Raw genomic sequence first — 18671 nt, 5'->3', positions numbered from 1 at the left:
AAAAATATTTTAGTCAATCTTCTTATTTGAAATAGAGGTAATTTTTAATTGTTGAAATGCTGCTGTCAAAATTCTCCACTTTTTCTTCTAGGATAGTTTCTAACTGAGCAATTACATTTTTGTGATTTTCGCGAAACTTTTCGTAACCGGGTATTAAGTAATATTCCTTCACTAAATATTTTTGCATTGAAGTGATAGGAATATGTCTGACTTTATCTGGTTTAGAGTTGATAATTATATTTTTCATGGATTAGTTTTTTTGTATTCAAATTTTATATATAAAATAATGCGACTAGGGGATTTACATTAACAACACTAACACCATGACTATCTCCCCAATCACCATGACGGCCGTTAATCCACTCATATCTAAGACCATTATCCCAAACTCGACCTTTACCACGTAAATCAACATAGTTGCTTGATATTGATGGCCATGACAAAGCCCAGATTATTTTTCCGGATGAATCAGCAATGGTGTGTAAATATAGCTTTCGTTAAAATTATTTGTTGCCAGTTTCACAACTTGCATAACCCTTGAAAACTCAGAAATATATCGTCTTAGACAACAAGAAAAACTCTAAGCTAAAAATTATTAGGAGCTAGAAAATGGCACAAATTAATAGTACACCCCAAAGCGGTCTGATAGTAGTATACAAGTAGCAATGTTTGCAGTTTCTCACCAGACTATGAAAAGTATGTACAGACAAATATTACTACTTCTACATAATTACTCTTCAATTCAAAGATTAACTCACAAAAATCATGAAAATACCGATGATTTTAGGTAAATAATTTATGAAATATTCTTCTGAATACATAACTATAATTTCAGATCCTATATTTCATAATTACCAATAAAAATAATGAGGCTTGATCACATTAGTCAGTGAAAAAATAAACTTAAAGCCTAAGTATTATGACTCATATTTTAAAGAGATTTAGAACTCTAATTTGATCGTAATTAATTATCCGGAATAGATGTTTGATATTTTGAATAGATTAGAATATATTATCGGGGGTAATCAATTTCAAAATATTCAAAATGTTAGTAGTTGCTTTTTATGCTTGAATTGAGCAATTAATAACTAGAATTTAAAAAAATCTAATTTTCAATATTTTTCTCAGGAATATCTCTTAGATTGGGTGTAATCATTTAGCCTGGTAATTCTACGAAGATCATTTCTAAAAAATGATATAAAAATTATCTTTACTAGAGAAAAATAACTGCTGTAAATATTTCTATAACTGAGCAAAAAAATCTCACTTACAGCAGATTCCACTAAGCGTGAGGTACACCCATCGCGGGCAAGATGGCCGCACTTGCATTACTTCATATACTTGGAATTTACTGTAAATAAAATTTAGTAACTAAAGGAGAAACTATTATGGATACAGCACCAGTAGCTAACTACTTAGGTTTATTAGCATTAGTATGTTATGTAATTACCTTACTACCAAGCATTTTGAGGATTGTGTTTCCGAGCACAAAAAAAACAGAATTTCCTAAAATATTGCTGAAGTATCGTCGTCAAATAGGTGTAATTGCTTTTCTATTTGCTTTTGGTCATGGAATGTTGCTAGTGAGCAAGAGAAACTTTGATTTTTTTGACATCCAAACTTATTGGATATATATACAAGGAGTCGTAACTTTCATTATTTTCACACTACTAACAATTACTTCCAATGATTGGAGTATCAAAAGAATGAAAAAAAATTGGAAGAAATTACATGAACTAACATATCTAGCAATGTTCCTCTTAGTCTGGCACGTCATAGACAAAATGTGGGGTCATTGGAGCTACCTCACCCCATTAGGAATGATTGGCATAACAACTATAACAGTTTTATTTATTGTTAGAAGATGTATAGAGCGTAGAAAAAAACTGACAAAAACTAAGAGCTGATTTATCAAGTAAATATTAAGAGGATAAATACTTTACAGTTTAAGGGTTTGACACTATCTAAGCTCCCAGGAATAATTTTCGGCAAACCCATGCTAGAAAGGAGTTTAAACTCAGTTTACAAATCAGATATAAGGGTGTAAATTAAGTCAAAAATAAACAGTAATTTGAAATTTTTTCAACAAGTAATCATCAATGGTAGGATTAAAATTTATGCTAGCTCAACCCAAGTGTCGAAAATATTCTACAGTGATAGCAGCAACTACTTTAGCAACTATTGGTGGACTGTGGTCCTGGCGATCGCTATCCATATCAACCACAAACTTTGTCCGACCATCTGAGCAAAGAACTTTACCCTCTCTAACCCTTTCAGGACATAAAGGATGGGTGTATGCAGTTGCTATAAGTTCTGATGGAAAAACTCTTGCCAGTAGTAGTTATGATGGCACGATCAAAATTTGGAATTTAAGCAATGGTAAATTGCTACATACTATCAATGCTCACGCAGATGCGATCGAATCTCTTGCGATGAGTCCAGATGGTAAAATTCTTGCCAGTGGTAGTTGGGATAACCGCATTAAACTTTGGAATATTGCAAATGGAACTCTTATCCAGACTCTCAAAGGTCATACCGATGATGTGAAAACTATAGCTATAAGTTCTGATGGAACAACTCTTGCTAGTGGTAGTTATGATGGCACGATCAAAATTTGGAATCTTAACACTGGTTCTGTTGAGGGTCGTTTTCAACATTCAGCTCCTGTCACATCTCTAGTTTTGAGCAAGGATGGAGAGATGCTTGCTAGTGGAGGTAAAAATGGTCAAATCAAAACCTGGCAATTGAATACAGGTAAACAACTCCACTCCTTGGCAGCACATACAAACACAATTTGGGCGATCGCTTTTAGTCCTGATGGTAAAATTCTTGCTAGCGGTAGTCAAGACCGAAAAGTTAAGTTATGGCAGATGGACACTGGTCAACTACAATGCACTCTAGAAGGACACGACAAAGCAGTTTTGTCTGTTGCTTTTAGTCCCGATAGCAAAACTCTTGCTAGCAGCAGTTATGACAAAAATATTCATTTGTGGGAGGTAGATACAGAAAAATTATTAGAAACATTTACAGATCATTCTAAAGCTGTTTGGTCGGTAAAGTTTAATCCTGATGGACAAACTCTTGCCAGTGGGAGTGCTGATAGAACTATCAAACTGTGGTCTGTATCTGACTTTAGTAGTAACGATTTACAGAATACAACTCCCCCATCTATTGTGAAAGAGGAAGCAGATATAATTTCTGTTTCAGAGATTACTGATATAGCTGAGTTAGAAGAGTTAAACCAAAAGTTATATGACCAAATTGACCAAAGTTGGCAAGATACTCCAGTATGGTATGAAGATTTAGTGTTTGAGGTAAAAGTTAATGGGGATGGAGCGATCGCTAGCTTAGAACCGATGAATGAACCTGCACAATATTATAGTAAACACACACCTTTACCCAAGTTGTTAAATAGTGCTAATTCTGAAGTTACGAGTCAGAAACAGTCTTTTGCAATATTCCGGGTGGTGATGACACCGACGGGGGTACTTGAAGTTAGTCCTTGGGGTGGTTGGTTAAAGAAGCAGTCAGCAGTCAGCGATCGGTAGATTTTTTTTGGGCATTGGTGAATGCGTAATGCTTTTGTCTCAAATATCTATGAAAAAACGATAATTGTACCGTTCATAAATATTTAATGGCATTACCTAATCACCAACCCCTTTTTTTGAGACTCCCTCGTTTGCAGAGCATTCCAGAACTAAAAGGAGATTTCAACTCCTCCCTCTTTTGCAGGAGATGTCTAATACCAATTTGATAAATGTTTGCTACAAATAGCTAGGCTATTTATTAGGAGTCAACCCACCCCTAACCCCTCCCAGGAGGGGAAGTCAGGAGTCAGGAGTCATAATGAATGGCTTTAATACGATTTTTAGGGTGTAAATTATCTTTTTTGTCAAAGGAACATTTACTGTAAAATCTTTTTATCCCACTTATTATTCGTAACATTCTTTTTTCAAATTGGTATAAGAGGCTGTTTATTCTATAATTACTTCAGTATCTAATCTCCCTCACTCCCCCACTCCCCTACTCCCCTACTCCCCACAGTCCTCACACTCCCTTGGAGGAACTGGGTCATAACCACCAGGATGAAAAGGATGACAACGTAAAATTCGCATAATTGCCATTCTACCGCCTTTAAAAATCCCAAATCTTTCTATCGCTTCCATCGCATATTCTGAGCAAGTAGGTTGAAAACGACAGGATGGAGGTAACATTGGTGAAATGAAAATTTTGTAGCCTTTAATTAATTTAATTAGTAATACTTTCATATCTGAGCCACTTACTTATAACTGATAACTGATTCAAATGCGTGTTTGATGATGAAATTAAAATGTAATTCTCTCTTTTTTTGTCAAACACATAGCAATTCCCTTTTCATAGTAAGCCGCCTCATTAATAAAAACTGGCCATGTAGGAATTTCTTCTTCATAATAAATTGTTTCGCCATCAAAGGTTAAAAAAATTGGCTCACCTGGAGTTAATTGTTCATAATCTCTCCCTTGTAACTCAGGATGAATCATTGCTGTTATTTCTCCATCTTCAGTCTTAGGATAATCTACAACTTTTAGATGTTTATAGACTATAATATCCTGATTAATTAGATTCAATTTACCTTCATTGAAATTTTCTATAAAATCTAAACTTGCCTGAACTAATTTTTCTGTTTTCTGAAATAAATCTGCTTTGAGAGTACCTTGAGCTATGGGACCTACTTCAATACCAAAACTTAATTCACAAATAGAATTTACAAAAGCATTTTCTTCTCCTGGATTAATCCAGCTATAAACTCTAACATCTGGTTCAACTGAACTTAAATAAGCAGCAGTTTTGAGGTTAAAGGGATGATTATTCGCTAAAACTATTGTTAATCCCATATTAGCAGTGGTGGTATGCAAATCCAAGATAAAATCAAACTTAGGGTTCCCTTTTGGTCCTAGCATTTGATTAATAAATTTTGCTCTAGTTTCTTCATAGTTAGTCTTGTTTTGATTTTCTAAATCCTGGAGTTTAAAGCAACGATTTAAGTCAGTATCAACGTATCTTATCACCAGTTCAAATGCTTGAGGATTAGCAAATAATGTTTGAGTTTCAAAATTAGTTCTACTAATCAAGTCAGGAAATTTTTCAAACTTTTTAAGAAGATATATACCTGTAAACTCATTACCGTGAGTTCCACCCACAATTGCCACTTTATTAATTTTTTCCATTTCGATAAATCCCCTACAAAAATACAATCCATTGATGATTACTCAATTAAATTATCAATATTTGATAAGCAACTGATATTTTCAATCTTTCTCAATCATTTTAGCTCCTGTACATCCCCTATTCAACTACTACCCTGACTCCTATTCACAATTAACTTTAGCAAAGCAGTTTACCAAGTATTTAACAACCAAAACAATAATAATTATTCGTTATCTTTTTCTTTTGGGTTTAATACCCCGCCGTATAAACGGTTTTTACAATTGATTCATATTTGAGTCTCCATCTATTTCTTCTTCCTTCTTGCTTCTTCCTTCTTCAATCAATTCAGTATCTTCTAAAATTAATTCTGACTCTTCAGAAACTATATTAGGTTGATTTTTATAAAAAGTCTCTAGACTATGGCGATCGCCTACATAACGCCAATGCCAAGGTTCATAACCAATATTTTTTTCATCATCAGTAGGTATCATTTCAAAGCTAAAGTAAGCAGCATAATTTTGTAGCCATTGAAAAGCTACTGTCTTTTCAAATTCAACATTTTGGTTAGTTGCTGGTGCATTACCATCTCCAATATCAACAGCATAACCTGTTACATATTCCCCATAACTAAAAGGTGAAATTTGATTTGCATTATTTGTATGATGATCTTCAATATTATTAGTATTGCTCGCCCAATCTTTTAATTCAGACTTAGACTGAAACCCTCTCAAAGCCACTAAATTAATACCATCATTTCTAGCAGCATAAAGCATTTTTTGAAAATTTTTCACTGCATTTATTTGCAATCTAATCTCACTATCAGAAGTTATATACTCTAATTCCATTTCTGATACTTGCGAGTAAGTAAAATCTAATAAAGTATCTTTTTTTAGTTCATTTATCGGAGTTTCATTCACAGAAGATGTAGCTACAGTATTTGCATTATCAACTTCAGTTTGAGTTGATGAAGCATTAACTTGATTGAGATTAGATTGAAGTTGTAATCCCAGACTAACTGCTCCCACAACTACAACTATTCCTATCCAACCCCACATCCATTTTTTGCTTTGAGACTGAGCTGGAATAATTTCTTCATCCTTTTGAGGGTCTCGTACTGCTTCAGGAATGTCATCCGCAACAGTTTCTTGGACTAATGATAAATTTTCTGACAGACTTTCGTTGTGCAAAGTTCGACTCCTGCTAGTGAATTTCAAAGTCGTTTCTTACTTTACTAAAAAACTTAAAAGTAAACACGATTAGACCTTAGCATAAGGAAATAATCTTCTCTGAGCAAAGGCCACAGTCAGCCTATGGACTAATATCATGTCCGCTTATCATGTCCGCTGGTATCCTTTGTCTAAACCCAAGGGTGAATATCTAGAGGAAATTAAAGTTTTTTCAGGCTTTTAAGCCTTCTTCATTCTTCCTTTTTCCTTACCCTTACCTTACAATAATTATGCTACTGGACATGATATAATTAACTATAAAAAACTTTCTTCTCCTCTTCCTTCCTTTTTCCTCCTGTACGTTGCCCTACTGACAGCCCCTACCTTGCTTTTGACTTCTGACTTCTGAATTCTTACTTCTATCTTGTCCTGCCTAAGAATTATTTCTGCAAAATACTTACTATATCTGGACCTAAAGGAATAATTCCCCCAGGGTTAAGAGGAAAAAGATTACCATAATAATCTTGCTTAACTGCTTCTAAATTACAAGTATTTGCTATGCCAGGAAGTTGATATAAATTTCGTAGATAAGCACTTAAATATTGATAGTCCTGAATTCGCCGCAAGTTACACTTAAATAGACCATAATAAACAACATCAAACCGGAATAATGTAGTAAACAAACGTACATCTGTTAATGTTACTGTCTCACCACAAAGATACTTACTGCCAGAAAGTGTATTGTCAATTTCATCTAAAGTAGTAAATAGTTCCTTACAAGCTTTTTCATAAGCTTCCTGAGTTTGGGCAAACCCACAACGATACACTCCATTATTAACTGTGTGGTAAATTTTGTCATTCCACTCGTCTATTTTGGTTTTTAATTGTTCTGGATAAAGGTCAAGATGAGGATTTTTGGCAAACCGATCAAATTCAGCATTGAGCATCACAATAATATCTGCACTCTCATTATTCACAATAGTTTTTGTTTGCTCATCCCATAGCACAGGTACCGTGGCACGTCCATTATAACCAGGCTTTGCTAAATTATATAATTCCGGTAGAGTAAAACATCCTTCTTGTTCCTCTTCCAATACCCAAATACCTCGATCGCCTGCTGGAGAAACAATAGTTACTGGAATAGCATCTTCCAAACCTTTGAGCGATCGAACAACTAGAGTTCGATGTGCCCAGGGACAACCCAACCCGACAAATAGACGATAGCGTTTAGTAGCTGGTTGATATTTGTTTTCTGCTTGTATCCCTACTGTTTCTCTAAATAGACTAGCAGGACGAATGTATTCTCCTGAATTATTGCGTGGGGCAAGTTTTGACATCATTATTTGCCACAAGCTTGTCCAAACCCATTTTCCTAGTTTTATTGTCAGAGAAGGTGGAAGAGATTTGCGTTTGTTAACCATTTATTTTTTTTATTTATAGCGGTTTTCGGCTTTGTTGCATGAAAGTAGCGTTCTTAACATCCATTCCGCAGCTATATCGCTGTGTTTCGGGATTATTAATGTTCTATTTATTTATTGTCCAATAGTTATGACTCTGCACAGAAAGCGATCGCTGTGTTTCAGGATGGCTTGATGTTCTCATTTATCTATTGTCCAATAGTTATGACTTTGCACAGAAAGCGATCGCTGTGTTTCAGGATAGCTTGATATTCTCATTTATCTATTGTCCAATAGTTATGACTCTGCACAGAAAGCGATCGCTGTGTTTCAGGATAGCTTGATATTCTCATTTATCTATTGTCCAATAGTTATTGCTCTGCCGATCAAAGCTAAAAGTATTTACAGGTAAAAGTTTCAGCCTTTTTCTGTCAAACATTGATGTTCTATTTATCTATTGTCCAATAGTTACAGCAGTTCCCGCGCATTATGAAGTACATATGTGGAACAAGTACGGCAGCTATATACTTTCATGCAACAAAGCCGCGGTTTTCACAAAAATAAGTAGGTAGGTCTAATTCAACGTTAAAAAAATTGTAGGGGCGGGTTTAGCTGAAAGCCTTGATATTTCCAATGTAGTCCTCAAAACCCGCCCTCAACTCAACGGGTTTAGCCGAAAGCCTTAATATTTCTAATGTAGTCCTCAAAACCCGCCCTCAACTCAACAGGTTTAGCCGAAAGCCTTAATATTTCTAATGTAGTCCTCAAAACCCGCCCTCAACTCAACGGGTTTAGCCGAAAGCCTTGATATTCCCAATGTAGTCTTAATTCTTTACTTTGACTTACAGCAGTCGCCACTATAGTTAGGACATCGGGTAATTATGATGATTCATAACGCGAGCAAGATGCTCGCACTAATTGTCAAACACCAACCAGGCGGTTGCTACACAACAAAGCCAAATAAAACTATAAATATTTACAAAAAAACCTCCTACTAAAAGCAGGAGGTTGAATTTAATTAACCTACTAAACTAGGTTTGAGCTAATCTCAAAAAATTAACCAAACTTACCAGCAGTAGAGGCTATTAAGAAGGCAGCGTAGGTTAGGACAAAGCCTACTGTGAAGTGAGCTAAACCTACCACACGAGCTTGAACGATAGAAAGAGCAACAGGCTTATCCTTCCAGCGAACTAGGTTAGCTAGAGGAGTACGCTCATGTGCCCAAACAATAGTTTCAATTAGCTCTTGCCAGTAACCACGCCAAGAGATGAGGAACATGAAACCAGTCGCCCAAACTAGGTGTCCGAACAAGAACATCCAAGCCCAAACAGACAAGTTATTAGTTCCATAAGGGTTATAACCGTTAATTAACTGGGAAGAGTTCAACCACAGATAATCACGGAACCAACCCATCAAGTACGTAGAAGATTCGTTGAACTGAGCAACGTTACCTTGCCAAACAGATAGATGTTTCCAGTGCCAGTAGAACGTTAGCCACGCAATGGTGTTCAACATCCAGAACATAGACAGGTAGAAGGAATCCCAAGCAGAGATATCGCAAGTACCACCACGACCAGGGCCATCGCAAGGGAATGCGTAACCGAAGTCTTTCTTGTCTGGCATCAATTTAGAACCACGAGCATCCAAAGCACCTTTGACTAAAATCAAGGTAGTGGTATGCAAACCTAGAGCGATCGCATGGTGTACCAAGAAATCGCCAGGACCAATGGTTAAGAATAGAGAGTTAGTACCACTGTTGATAGCATCTAACCAGCCTGGTAACCATACAGCACCAGCATTGGCAGAAAGACTATCAGAATTAGCCAACAGCACATCCATGCCGTATAAAGCTTTCCCGGAAGCAGCTTGAACGAACTGAGCAAATACAGGCTCGATCAAGATTTGCTTTTCAGGAGTGCCAAAAGCAACCATTACATCATTGTGGACATAAAGACCTAGAGTGTGGAAACCTAAGAATAGAGAAACCCAGCTCAAGTGAGAGATGATTGCCTCTTTGTGCTGTAATACACGATCCAGCACGTTGCCTTTGTTTTGCTCGGCATCGTAATCCCGTACTAGGAAAATAGCACCGTGAGCAAATGCACCTACCATGATGAAACCAGCAATATACTGGTGGTGGGTGTAAAGTGCTGCCATTGTTGTATAGTCCCTGGCAATAAAAGCATAAGGAGGCAGAGCATACATATGCTGTGCTACCAAGGAAGTGATTACACCCAGAGAAGCTAATGCTAAAGCTAACTGGAAGTGTAGAGAGTTGTTGAGAGTTTCATACAACCCTTGGTGAGGTAGGTTGAACTGACCCTCACTCTTACCACCTACTAAACCAGCTTTGGAGTCCAGCATTTCTTTGATGCTGTGACCAATACCAAAGTTAGTCCGGTACATATGACCAGCTACGATAAAGATTACTGCGATCGCTAAGTGGTGATGAGCCATGTCAGTCAACCACAGGGACTCAGTTTGAGGATGGAAACCACCCAAGAAAGTCAGAATTGCAGTTCCTGCACCTTCTGAAGTACCAAACACATGGCTGGCAGTATCAGGATTTTGAGCATAAACGCCCCAGTTTCCTGTAAAGAAGGGAGCTAAACCTGCTGGGTGAGGCATAGTTGTCAGGAAGTTATCCCAACCAACGTGCTGTCCGCGAGATTCAGGAATCGCAACGTGAACCAAGTGACCAGTCCAAGCCAAGGAACTAACACCGAACAGACCAGCTAAATGGTGATTTAAGCGGGACTCAGCATTTTTGAACCAAGCGAGACTAGGACGGAACTTGGGCTGGAGGTGTAACCAACCAGCAAACAGCATGATGGATGCCAAGATCAGGAGGAAGATAGAACCCTGATATAGGTCTCCATTTGTTCTCATACCGATGGTGTACCACCAGTGGTAAACACCAGAGTATGCGATATTTACTGGGTTAGAGGCACCTGCTTGAGTGAAGGCATCTACTGCAGGTTGACCGAATTGAGGGTCCCAAATCGCATGAGCGATTGGACGTATATTCAGAGGATCTTTAATCCACTGTTCAAAGTTTCCTTGCCAGGCAACATGGAATAAGCTACCGGATGTCCAGAGGAAAATGATTGCTAGATGGCCGAAGTGAGAGGCAAAAATCTTTTGGTAAAGATTTTCCTCAGTCATACCATCATGGGTCTCAAAGTCGTGAGCTGTAGCTATCCCGTACCAGATCCGACGGGTGGTTGGATCTTGTGCCAGGTCTTGGCTAAATTTTGGGAATTTTGTGGCCATAAATGTTTTATCTAAATGTCTCGCGTGTATCTGAGAATCTTAGATTGAAGTGACGTTCTCCTACATCAAATCTAAAGATTATGATGTACGCTTCCCAACCTCACGGATAGGGTTTTCTGTTTCACAGGGAGTGCAACCACTTAACCCTCCACAGACAGAGACGATGATACCCACCGCCTTTTTTTGGGGATTGAGGATCGTTCAATCCCCAAGCAAGAATCTTAAAACGCTATTGCATTCTTATCCTACTGAAATTATTCGAGCCAGGAAGAATGCCCAGGTTGTGACAATTCCGCCCAGGAGATAGTGAGCTACCCCCACTGCCCGACCTTGAACGATGCTTAGAGCACGTGGCTGAATTGCTGGAGCAACTTTTAACTTATTATGAGCCCAAACGATAGACTCGATCAACTCTTGCCAGTAGCCACGACCACTGAACAAGAACATTAAGCTAAATGCCCAAACAAAGTGTGCAGCTAAGAACATCAAACCGTAGGCAGACAGAGCTGAACCGTAGGATGTAATTACATTTGAAGCTTGCGCCCAAAGGAAGTCACGCAACCAACCGTTAATGGTAATTGCACTTTGTGCAAAGTTGCCGTAAGTGATATGGGATACTGTACCGTCTGGGTCTACTGTTCCCCAAACATCCGACTGCATCTTCCAGCTAAAGTGGAAAATCACAATTGATAGGGAATTATACATCCAGAACAGACCTAAGAACACATGGTCCCAACCAGAAACTTGGCAAGTACCACCACGACCAGGACCATCACAAGGGAATCGGAAGCCTAGTTCACTCTTATCAGGAATTAGACGAGAGCTACGGGCATAAAGTACGCCTTTTAGCAGAATTAAAGCTGTAACGTGAATGGTGAAAGCATGGATATGGTGAACCATAAAGTCCGCTGTACCCAAAGCTATTGGCATCATTGCTACTTTGCCACCTACTGCTACAACATCACCACCGAAAGCTGGGCTAACAGATGCTAAAGCATTAGGAGCAGTATTACCGGGTGCCATCATATGGATATTTTGTACCCACTGAGCAAATATTGGCTGTAGTTGAATACCAGTATCAGAGAACATATCCTGGGGACGACCAAAGGCACGCATAGTATCGTTGTGAACGTACAAGCCAAAGCTATGGAAACCCAAGAATATACATACCCAGTTTAAGTGGGAGATAATCGCATCCCGGTGACGAATTACGCGGTCCAAGAGGTTATTAACGTTCTTGGCTGGATCGTAATCCCGAACCATAAAGATAGCAGCATGAGCTCCTGCTCCCACAATCAGGAATCCACCAATCCACACATGGTGTGTGAACAGAGATAACTGAGTTGGGTAGTCAGTAGCAATATAGGGATATGGTGGCATTGCATACATATGATGCGCCACGATGATGCTTAGGGATCCCATCATTGCCAAATTAATGGCTAATTGAGCGTGCCAAGAGGTTGTCAGAATTTCATAAAGACCTTTGTGACCTTCTCCGGTTAAGGGGCCTTTGTGAGTCTCTAGAATTTCTTTCATGCTGTGACCAATGCCCCAGTTAGTCCGGTACATATGGCCAGCTACAATGAATAATACTGCTAATGCCAAGTGATGGTGAGCTGTGTCAGATAACCATAAACCACCTGTTACAGGGTTTAAACCACCTTTGAAGGTCAAGAAGTCAGCGTACTCGCCCCAATTTAATGTAAAGAATGGAGTTAGACCTTTAGCAAAACTAGGGTATAACTCTGCCATTAAGCTTTTATTAAATAGAAACTCGTGGGGTAGAGGAATATCCTTTGGTGCTACACCAGAATCTAACAACTTATTAATTGGTAGAGAAACGTGAATCTGGTGGCCAGCCCAAGATAAGCAACCTAGACCTAGCAAACCTGCCAAGTGGTGGTTCATCATTGATTCCACATTCTGGAACCATTCCAGCTTAGGTGCTTTCTTGTGATAATGGAACCAACCAGCAAACAGCATCAAGGCAGCCATTACCAAGGCACCTATCGCTGTGCAATATAGTTGGAACTCATTAGTTATGCCGGAAGCACGCCATAACTGGAATAGTCCAGAGGTGATTTGAATTCCGTGGAAACCACCACCAACGTCACCATTTAAAATTTCTTGGCCAAATATTGGCCATACTACTTGAGCGCTTGGCTTAATCCCGATGGGATCTGTTAACCAAGCCTCATAGTTGGAAAATTTAGCGCCATGAAAATATGCGCCACTCAACCAGATAAATATTACGGCCAGATGACCAAAGTGTGCGCTAAAGATTTTGCGCGATACATCTTCTAAATCGCTGGTATGACTATCAAAGTCATGAGCGTCAGCGTGTAGGTTCCAAATCCAAGTTGTTGTTTTTGGCCCTTTGGCTAAAGTTCGATCGAAGTGACCTGGTTTGCCCCACTTTTCAAATGAGGTGGGTACAGGGTCCTTATCTACGGTTACTTTTACCTTTGCCTCGCGCTCTGGAGGACTTATGGTCATGAAGACTCTCCCCTCTGAAAGAAACTTAACTGAACTATTGATGTTGTCAACATTGATAACATTTGTAACGAATTATCAATATCTTTTGCAAACTTACAGATTTTAGCTGTCTTTTGCAGGAATGCAACACCACACTCTTTGGTTATGCCAATAGTATATAAGACTTTGGCTAAACTCTCTCAAATACATAGATTCGATTTGATCGATCTGAATGTAAATGAAAGTTCTTTAGGAGATTATAGACTTGCTTAACGAGTATAAGTTGTTTGTTTACAATTATTAAAATTTCTTTAGAACAACTTAATCGGCTCTTGTTTCTGATCTCACGGTAAGGAAAAAAAGTCAAGGCTTATGATGAGGAAATTTACAATTCTCACAATTAACTTATTCTTAACATAACTTAATTATGTATTGTGGCTTAATTTCATGATATATCAAAAAAATTAAGACTTATTATGATAAAATTTACAATTCTTAAAGTTATAGCACTACGTCTTTTAGTTAGAATAATAAATTTTAGCTGTAAGGGAATAGGGAATAAGGAACAGGGAATAGACAAATGTCTTAATATATTTGCGTAGCGCTATAACTATTCTGTGAAAACTTTAAATTTGACTAGATAATTTAGACTTAATGGACTTTCCTACATTTTGATCAGCTCTACAAATGTTCATCTAAATTATCGAAAAACGAAAAAATATAGTTAATCCCCATCAATAGCAAAAATATTGATTTTAGTGAGAAAATCATCATAAACAACAGAAAAACTGAGAAAAGAAATATCAATGTCAACTCTCAATTTATTAGGAGTATAGTCCGTGTTTAATATAAATTTGCCAAGAATATACGGCAGTCTTATTTTGTTTTTACAGAAAATATCCTCAAGAAGTTACATCAGTAGGATGCATCACCGACAGATGCACTTATTAGGACACCAAAAGAGGGAACAGGAAACAAAGGTAAGAATTTTAGACTCTTTATCTCTTTTTGGATTTTTGACAAATCATCTAGACTTGCTATATCTAAGAAAATTATTAACACTTCTAATAGTAGTAGTTTTAACTTCCGGTTTGGTCAGTTGTAGCGATCGCTTCTCTGACCTACCTCAACTTAGGGAGGAAAAACCTTTAACAACTTCTAGCTCTAAAATATTTGAAGTTTCGCCACCAGAAATAATTCAACAACTGCGTCAAGCGATCGACATCTACAAACCACAAGTTACAATACAAAGTCCTCAACCAGACCAAATATTTGAAGACAATACTATTGAAGTACAACTCCAGGTGAAAGACCTACCAATATTCAAGTCAGAATTAGACTTAGGACCTTATCTGGAAGTAATTTTAGACAACAAACCTTATCAAAAAATCTATGACCTAAATCAATCCCTGATTTTATCAGACTTAGAACCCGGTACTCATACTATCAGGGTTTTTGCTTGTAGTCCGTGGGATGAAAGTTTTAAGAATGAAGGTGCTTATGCTCAAACAACTTTTCACATTTTCACTAAAACCACGAATAATAATCCTGCTCCAAATTTACCACTATTAACTTACAATACTCCCTTGGGTGACTATGGTGCGGAACCCATCTTGCTTGACTATTATCTTACTAATGCACCATCCCACTTAGCAGCACAAGAAGATCCTGAAGATGAAATAGTTGATTGGCGTATTCGTGTTACGGTTAATGGAACCAGTTTTATTACCGATCAATGGCAGTCAATATATTTACAAGGGTTTCATCCAGGAAAGAATTGGATAAAGTTAGAATATATTGATGATGAGGGTAATGCTCTCAATGAGATTTATAATAGCACTATTGCTTTGATTACCTACGAACCAGGTGGACAAGATACTCTCAGTAAAATCATTCAAGGAGAAATTTCACTTAAGGAAGCATATAGTATAGTTGACCCAGAATACATTTATGAGGAAACTCAAGCAGAAGTAACTCCAGAATTAGAAATAGAGGATATTCCTACTACTGAGGAAGAAGAAATTGAACAAATAGAGGATGTTCCTACTGCTGAAGCAGAAGAAATTGAAGTAGAGGAAACTTTAATTGCACCGGAAATAGAGGATATTCCTACTGCTGAAGCAGAAGAAATTGAAGTAGAGGAAACTTTAATTGCACCGGAAATAGAGGATATTCCTACTGCTGAAGCAGAAGAAATTGAAGTAGAGGAAACTTTAATTGCACCGGAAATAGAGGATATTCCTACTGCTGAAGCAGAAGAAATTGAAGTAGAGGAAACTTTAATTGCACCGGAAATAGAGGATATTCCTACTACTGAATCAGAAGAAATTGAAGTAGAGGAAACTTTAATTGCACCGGAAATAGAGGATATTCCTACTACTGAATCAGAAGAAATTGAAGTAGAGGAAACTTTTACTGAAGAACCAACCTCAAAAATCGAAACTACCGACGAAGCAAAGGAACTACCAACAACAAAAGAAAAAATAGGTGAATTTGTGAATCGTGTTAGAGATATATTTAAAGGTATTAGGAATAAAGTTACCGAAAAACAGAAATCAGCAACTCTAGACACAATAGAAAAACCAAATGTAGAAGAAAATTTCAATCCATCAGAAAAATCTGAAGTTGAAGATTCACTTCAGGAAAATGAGTTTCCTAGTCTACCAGAAATAGTAGAGGAAGTACCAACACCAGAATCAGTAGAAAAACTGCCTCTGCAAGAAACTTCTACTTTAACCCCAAATGTAGAAGAAAGTAATGAATCAGTAGAAATTCCTTCTACTTCTATACCGGAAGTTGTAGAAGATTTTCCATTTGAAGATACTATTCCAGAATTAGAACAAATTACTGAGGCAAAATCTGAAGAAGTTGTAGAATCTCTCCCACCCGAAAGTGATAATTCTATTACTTCTATACCGGAAGTTGTAGAAGATTTTCCACTTGAAGATACTATTCCAGAATCATCACAAATTACCGAGGCAAAATCTGAAGAAGTTCTAGAATATATCCCCACTGAAAATGATGATTCTACTATTTCTATACCGGAAGTTGTAGAAGATTTTCCACTTGAAGATACTATTCCAGAATCATCACAAATTACCGAGGCAAAATCTGAAGAAGTTCTAGAATATATCCCCACTGAAAATGATGATTCTACTATTTCTATACCGGAAGTTGTAGAAGATTTTCCACTTGAAGATACTATTCCAGAATCATCACAAATTACCGAGGCAAAATCTGAAGAAGTTGTAGAATCTCTCCCACCTGAAAGTGATGATTATATTACTTCTATACCGGAAGTTGTAGAAGATTTTCCATTTGAAGATACTATTCCAGAATCATCAAAAATTACTGAGGCAAAATCTGAAGAAGTTGTAGAATATATCCCCACTGAAAATGATGATTCTACTATTTCTATACCGGAAGTTGTAGAAGATTTTCCACTTGAAGATACTATTCCAGAATCATCACAAATTACCGAGGCAAAATCTGAAGAAGTTGTAGAATCTCTCCCACCCGAAAGTAATGATTCCATACAATAAATTACTGAATAAATTGAATCTGAAAATACTCTTGATTCTCCATAAGAGATAACAGAATAAATTTATATTGACAGTAATTTCAAGGTAAATAAGCCACTTATAGAGATGTTGTATAAAACGCCTCTATAAGTGGCAAATATCTAGTCTTAATCAGTAGTTAATAAGGTAAGCAGTCAGCGCTTCCCTGCGGGATGCTACGCAAACAGCAATTAATAATGAATAATTACTTCTAATACCAAATTGAAATGAAGCTGTATAGAATAATATTTCAAGCAGAATTGACCGCAGATAGGAGTAGATAGAGATAGATCGATTTCAAGAATTTAGAATGCGCGAATTAAGAATTTAGAATTACCTCTTCTTATAAATAAGAGGATTGGATCAAAGGATTTTTTTCTTCTCTTGGTCGATTGGATATGGCTCCGAGACCCGTTCTTGCACCCGCTCCGAAGTACGCCATCCCACCCTCCGGGAACTCCGCTAACGACCGCTTTTTTCTCCATGAATGGAGAGGCTTTATACCTGAATTTTTCGGTAATGAATTTCATCATTCTATGCAACCTCATATAAAACTGGTATAAGGTTGGGGAAGGAGACTTTGGTAGTAACTTTTTATTATTTCTCAATTTCTCAATTTTCTCAATTACTTTTACCTTTCCCAAAATAAAATTAATAGCTGATAGCTAATAGCTGACGGCTGTTTGCGCAGCATTCCGTAGGAAATGCTTATTTAATAACTATTATAATAAATCACCGCCTCCTTTAATTTTCGCTTTTCCCAGTTAGCAATTTCCAGCAAAGGACGTTCTATGAATTCTGTGACATAACCTATACATAAATAGGCGATTAATTCATTTTCTGGAGGAGCATTAAGAATAGTTTTTACCTCTTTTTCGTCTAAAATACTTACCCAACCCACACCTATATTCTCCGCTCTAGCCATTAACCACAAATTTTGAATTGCCAGACAAACACTGTAGGGTCCAAATTTATCCTTACTGGTTTGACCTATAACAGAATTAGGTGAAGGTTTATATAAAACAGCAATATTAACAGGAGCTGCAGTAATTCCTTCCAATTGAAGCTGATTATATAAAGGTTTATTTTTGAATATTTCTTTAGCTTTTTCGTTTTCTTTTTCAAAAGATGTTTTGATTTTAGCTTTAATTAATGGGTCACGAATAATTACAAATTCCCAAGGTTGAGAAAAACCTACTGAAGGAGCGTTTAAAGCAGCAAATAACAAGCGTTCGATTGTTGTATCAGGAATTTCTTGACTAATAAAATTTTCCCCAAATTCTGTTCGGCGATGGATGATAATATCTGCAAGTATTTGACGTTCTTTTTCTGTGAAAATTCTACCTTTCATATAATTTACCTCCAATCCATTTATTGTACTAATTTACTTTCACAAATAATTTCAAACTGTTAGATGTGAGATAATTTCCTGAAATTACTGTAGCGTAATACCAATTTCATAAAATATTTCTAAAGTTTCCTTGTTCTTAGGAGTCAGGAGTCAGGAGGGAAGGGGGAAGAGGGAAGAATTTATAATATTTATTTTTTCAGAGAGTAAAAATGTTCTATCTTTGACTAAAAATAGTCTGATAACTATAATAAATTGTTTTTGG

Annotated in this window: 13 protein-coding genes; 4 read left to right on the top strand and 9 right to left on the bottom strand. The window is 37.1% G+C overall.

Annotation, left to right across the window (positions count from 1 at the left end; translation table 11 throughout):
* Positions 1-22: 22 nt before the first annotated feature.
* Both F6K18_RS11215 and F6K18_RS11210 read right to left on the bottom strand, forming a co-directional pair.
* Entirely contained in the window at positions 23-247 is a 225-nt protein-coding gene (locus F6K18_RS11215; protein WP_287520862.1) for a hypothetical protein, read from the bottom strand.
* 25 nt (positions 248-272) lie between these two features.
* Positions 273-443, bottom strand: coding sequence for a hypothetical protein (locus F6K18_RS11210; RefSeq protein WP_161564509.1), 171 nt, complete (start codon positions 441-443; stop codon positions 273-275).
* Positions 444-1388: 945 nt separating this feature from the next.
* Here F6K18_RS11210 and F6K18_RS11205 point away from each other — a divergent pair.
* Entirely contained in the window at positions 1389-1907 is a 519-nt protein-coding gene (locus tag F6K18_RS11205) for a ferric reductase-like transmembrane domain-containing protein (protein ID WP_124144873.1), read from the top strand.
* A 210-nt stretch (positions 1908-2117) separates the two neighbouring features.
* Positions 2118-3548, top strand: coding sequence for a WD40 repeat domain-containing protein (locus F6K18_RS11200; protein WP_287520860.1), 1431 nt, complete (start codon positions 2118-2120; stop codon positions 3546-3548).
* A gap of 483 nt (positions 3549-4031) precedes the next feature.
* Here F6K18_RS11200 and yidD read toward each other — a convergent pair whose 3' ends face one another.
* The 4 genes from yidD to F6K18_RS11180 all read right to left on the bottom strand — a co-directional run bounded on the left by yidD (position 4032) and on the right by F6K18_RS11180 (position 7774).
* Positions 4032-4268 carry a membrane protein insertion efficiency factor YidD gene (yidD, locus tag F6K18_RS11195; RefSeq protein ID WP_124144875.1) on the bottom strand — a complete coding sequence of 79 codons (237 nt, stop codon included), beginning with the start codon at positions 4266-4268 and terminating at the stop codon, positions 4032-4034.
* A gap of 57 nt (positions 4269-4325) precedes the next feature.
* Positions 4326-5207, bottom strand: coding sequence for an aspartoacylase (locus F6K18_RS11190; protein WP_287520858.1), 882 nt, complete (start codon positions 5205-5207; stop codon positions 4326-4328).
* 255 nt (positions 5208-5462) lie between these two features.
* Positions 5463-6374: a D-alanyl-D-alanine carboxypeptidase family protein gene (locus F6K18_RS11185; RefSeq protein WP_287520856.1), complete on the bottom strand. Its 912-nt coding sequence runs from the start codon at positions 6372-6374 to the stop codon at positions 5463-5465.
* A gap of 419 nt (positions 6375-6793) precedes the next feature.
* Complete coding sequence (locus F6K18_RS11180) at positions 6794-7774, bottom strand: glutathione S-transferase family protein (RefSeq protein ID WP_287520855.1); 981 nt, start codon at positions 7772-7774, stop codon at positions 6794-6796.
* A gap of 114 nt (positions 7775-7888) precedes the next feature.
* On the opposite strand from F6K18_RS11180, the gene F6K18_RS11175 reads away from it, so the two are divergent.
* The gene (locus tag F6K18_RS11175; RefSeq protein WP_287520854.1) at positions 7889-8020 is read left to right on the top strand and encodes a hypothetical protein; all 132 of its coding nucleotides are present in this window, start codon (positions 7889-7891) and stop codon (positions 8018-8020) included.
* 786 nt (positions 8021-8806) lie between these two features.
* On the opposite strand, the gene psaB is transcribed toward F6K18_RS11175, so the two are convergent.
* Complete coding sequence (gene psaB, locus F6K18_RS11170; protein WP_287520853.1) at positions 8807-11023, bottom strand: photosystem I core protein PsaB; 2217 nt, start codon at positions 11021-11023, stop codon at positions 8807-8809.
* A gap of 240 nt (positions 11024-11263) precedes the next feature.
* On the bottom strand, positions 11264-13519 hold the full coding sequence (gene psaA / locus F6K18_RS11165) for a photosystem I core protein PsaA (RefSeq protein ID WP_287520852.1): 2256 nt from the start codon (positions 13517-13519) through the stop codon (positions 11264-11266).
* Between the two features lie 917 nt (positions 13520-14436).
* Here psaA and F6K18_RS11160 point away from each other — a divergent pair.
* A complete protein-coding gene (locus F6K18_RS11160) occupies positions 14437-17040 on the top strand; it encodes a hypothetical protein (protein WP_287520851.1) in 2604 nt (867 codons plus the stop codon).
* Between the two features lie 730 nt (positions 17041-17770).
* Here the strand turns inward: F6K18_RS11160 and bluB are convergent.
* A complete protein-coding gene (gene bluB / locus F6K18_RS11155; protein WP_287520849.1) occupies positions 17771-18409 on the bottom strand; it encodes a 5,6-dimethylbenzimidazole synthase in 639 nt (212 codons plus the stop codon).
* Between the last annotated feature and the right edge of the window lie 262 nt (positions 18410-18671).

Source organism: Okeania sp. SIO2C2 (assembly GCF_010692625.1).
Lineage (GTDB): Bacteria > Cyanobacteriota > Cyanobacteriia > Cyanobacteriales > Microcoleaceae > Okeania > Okeania hirsuta.
The sequence above is the reverse complement of the archived record's forward strand: the minus strand, read 5'-3'. Positions and strand labels throughout refer to the sequence as shown.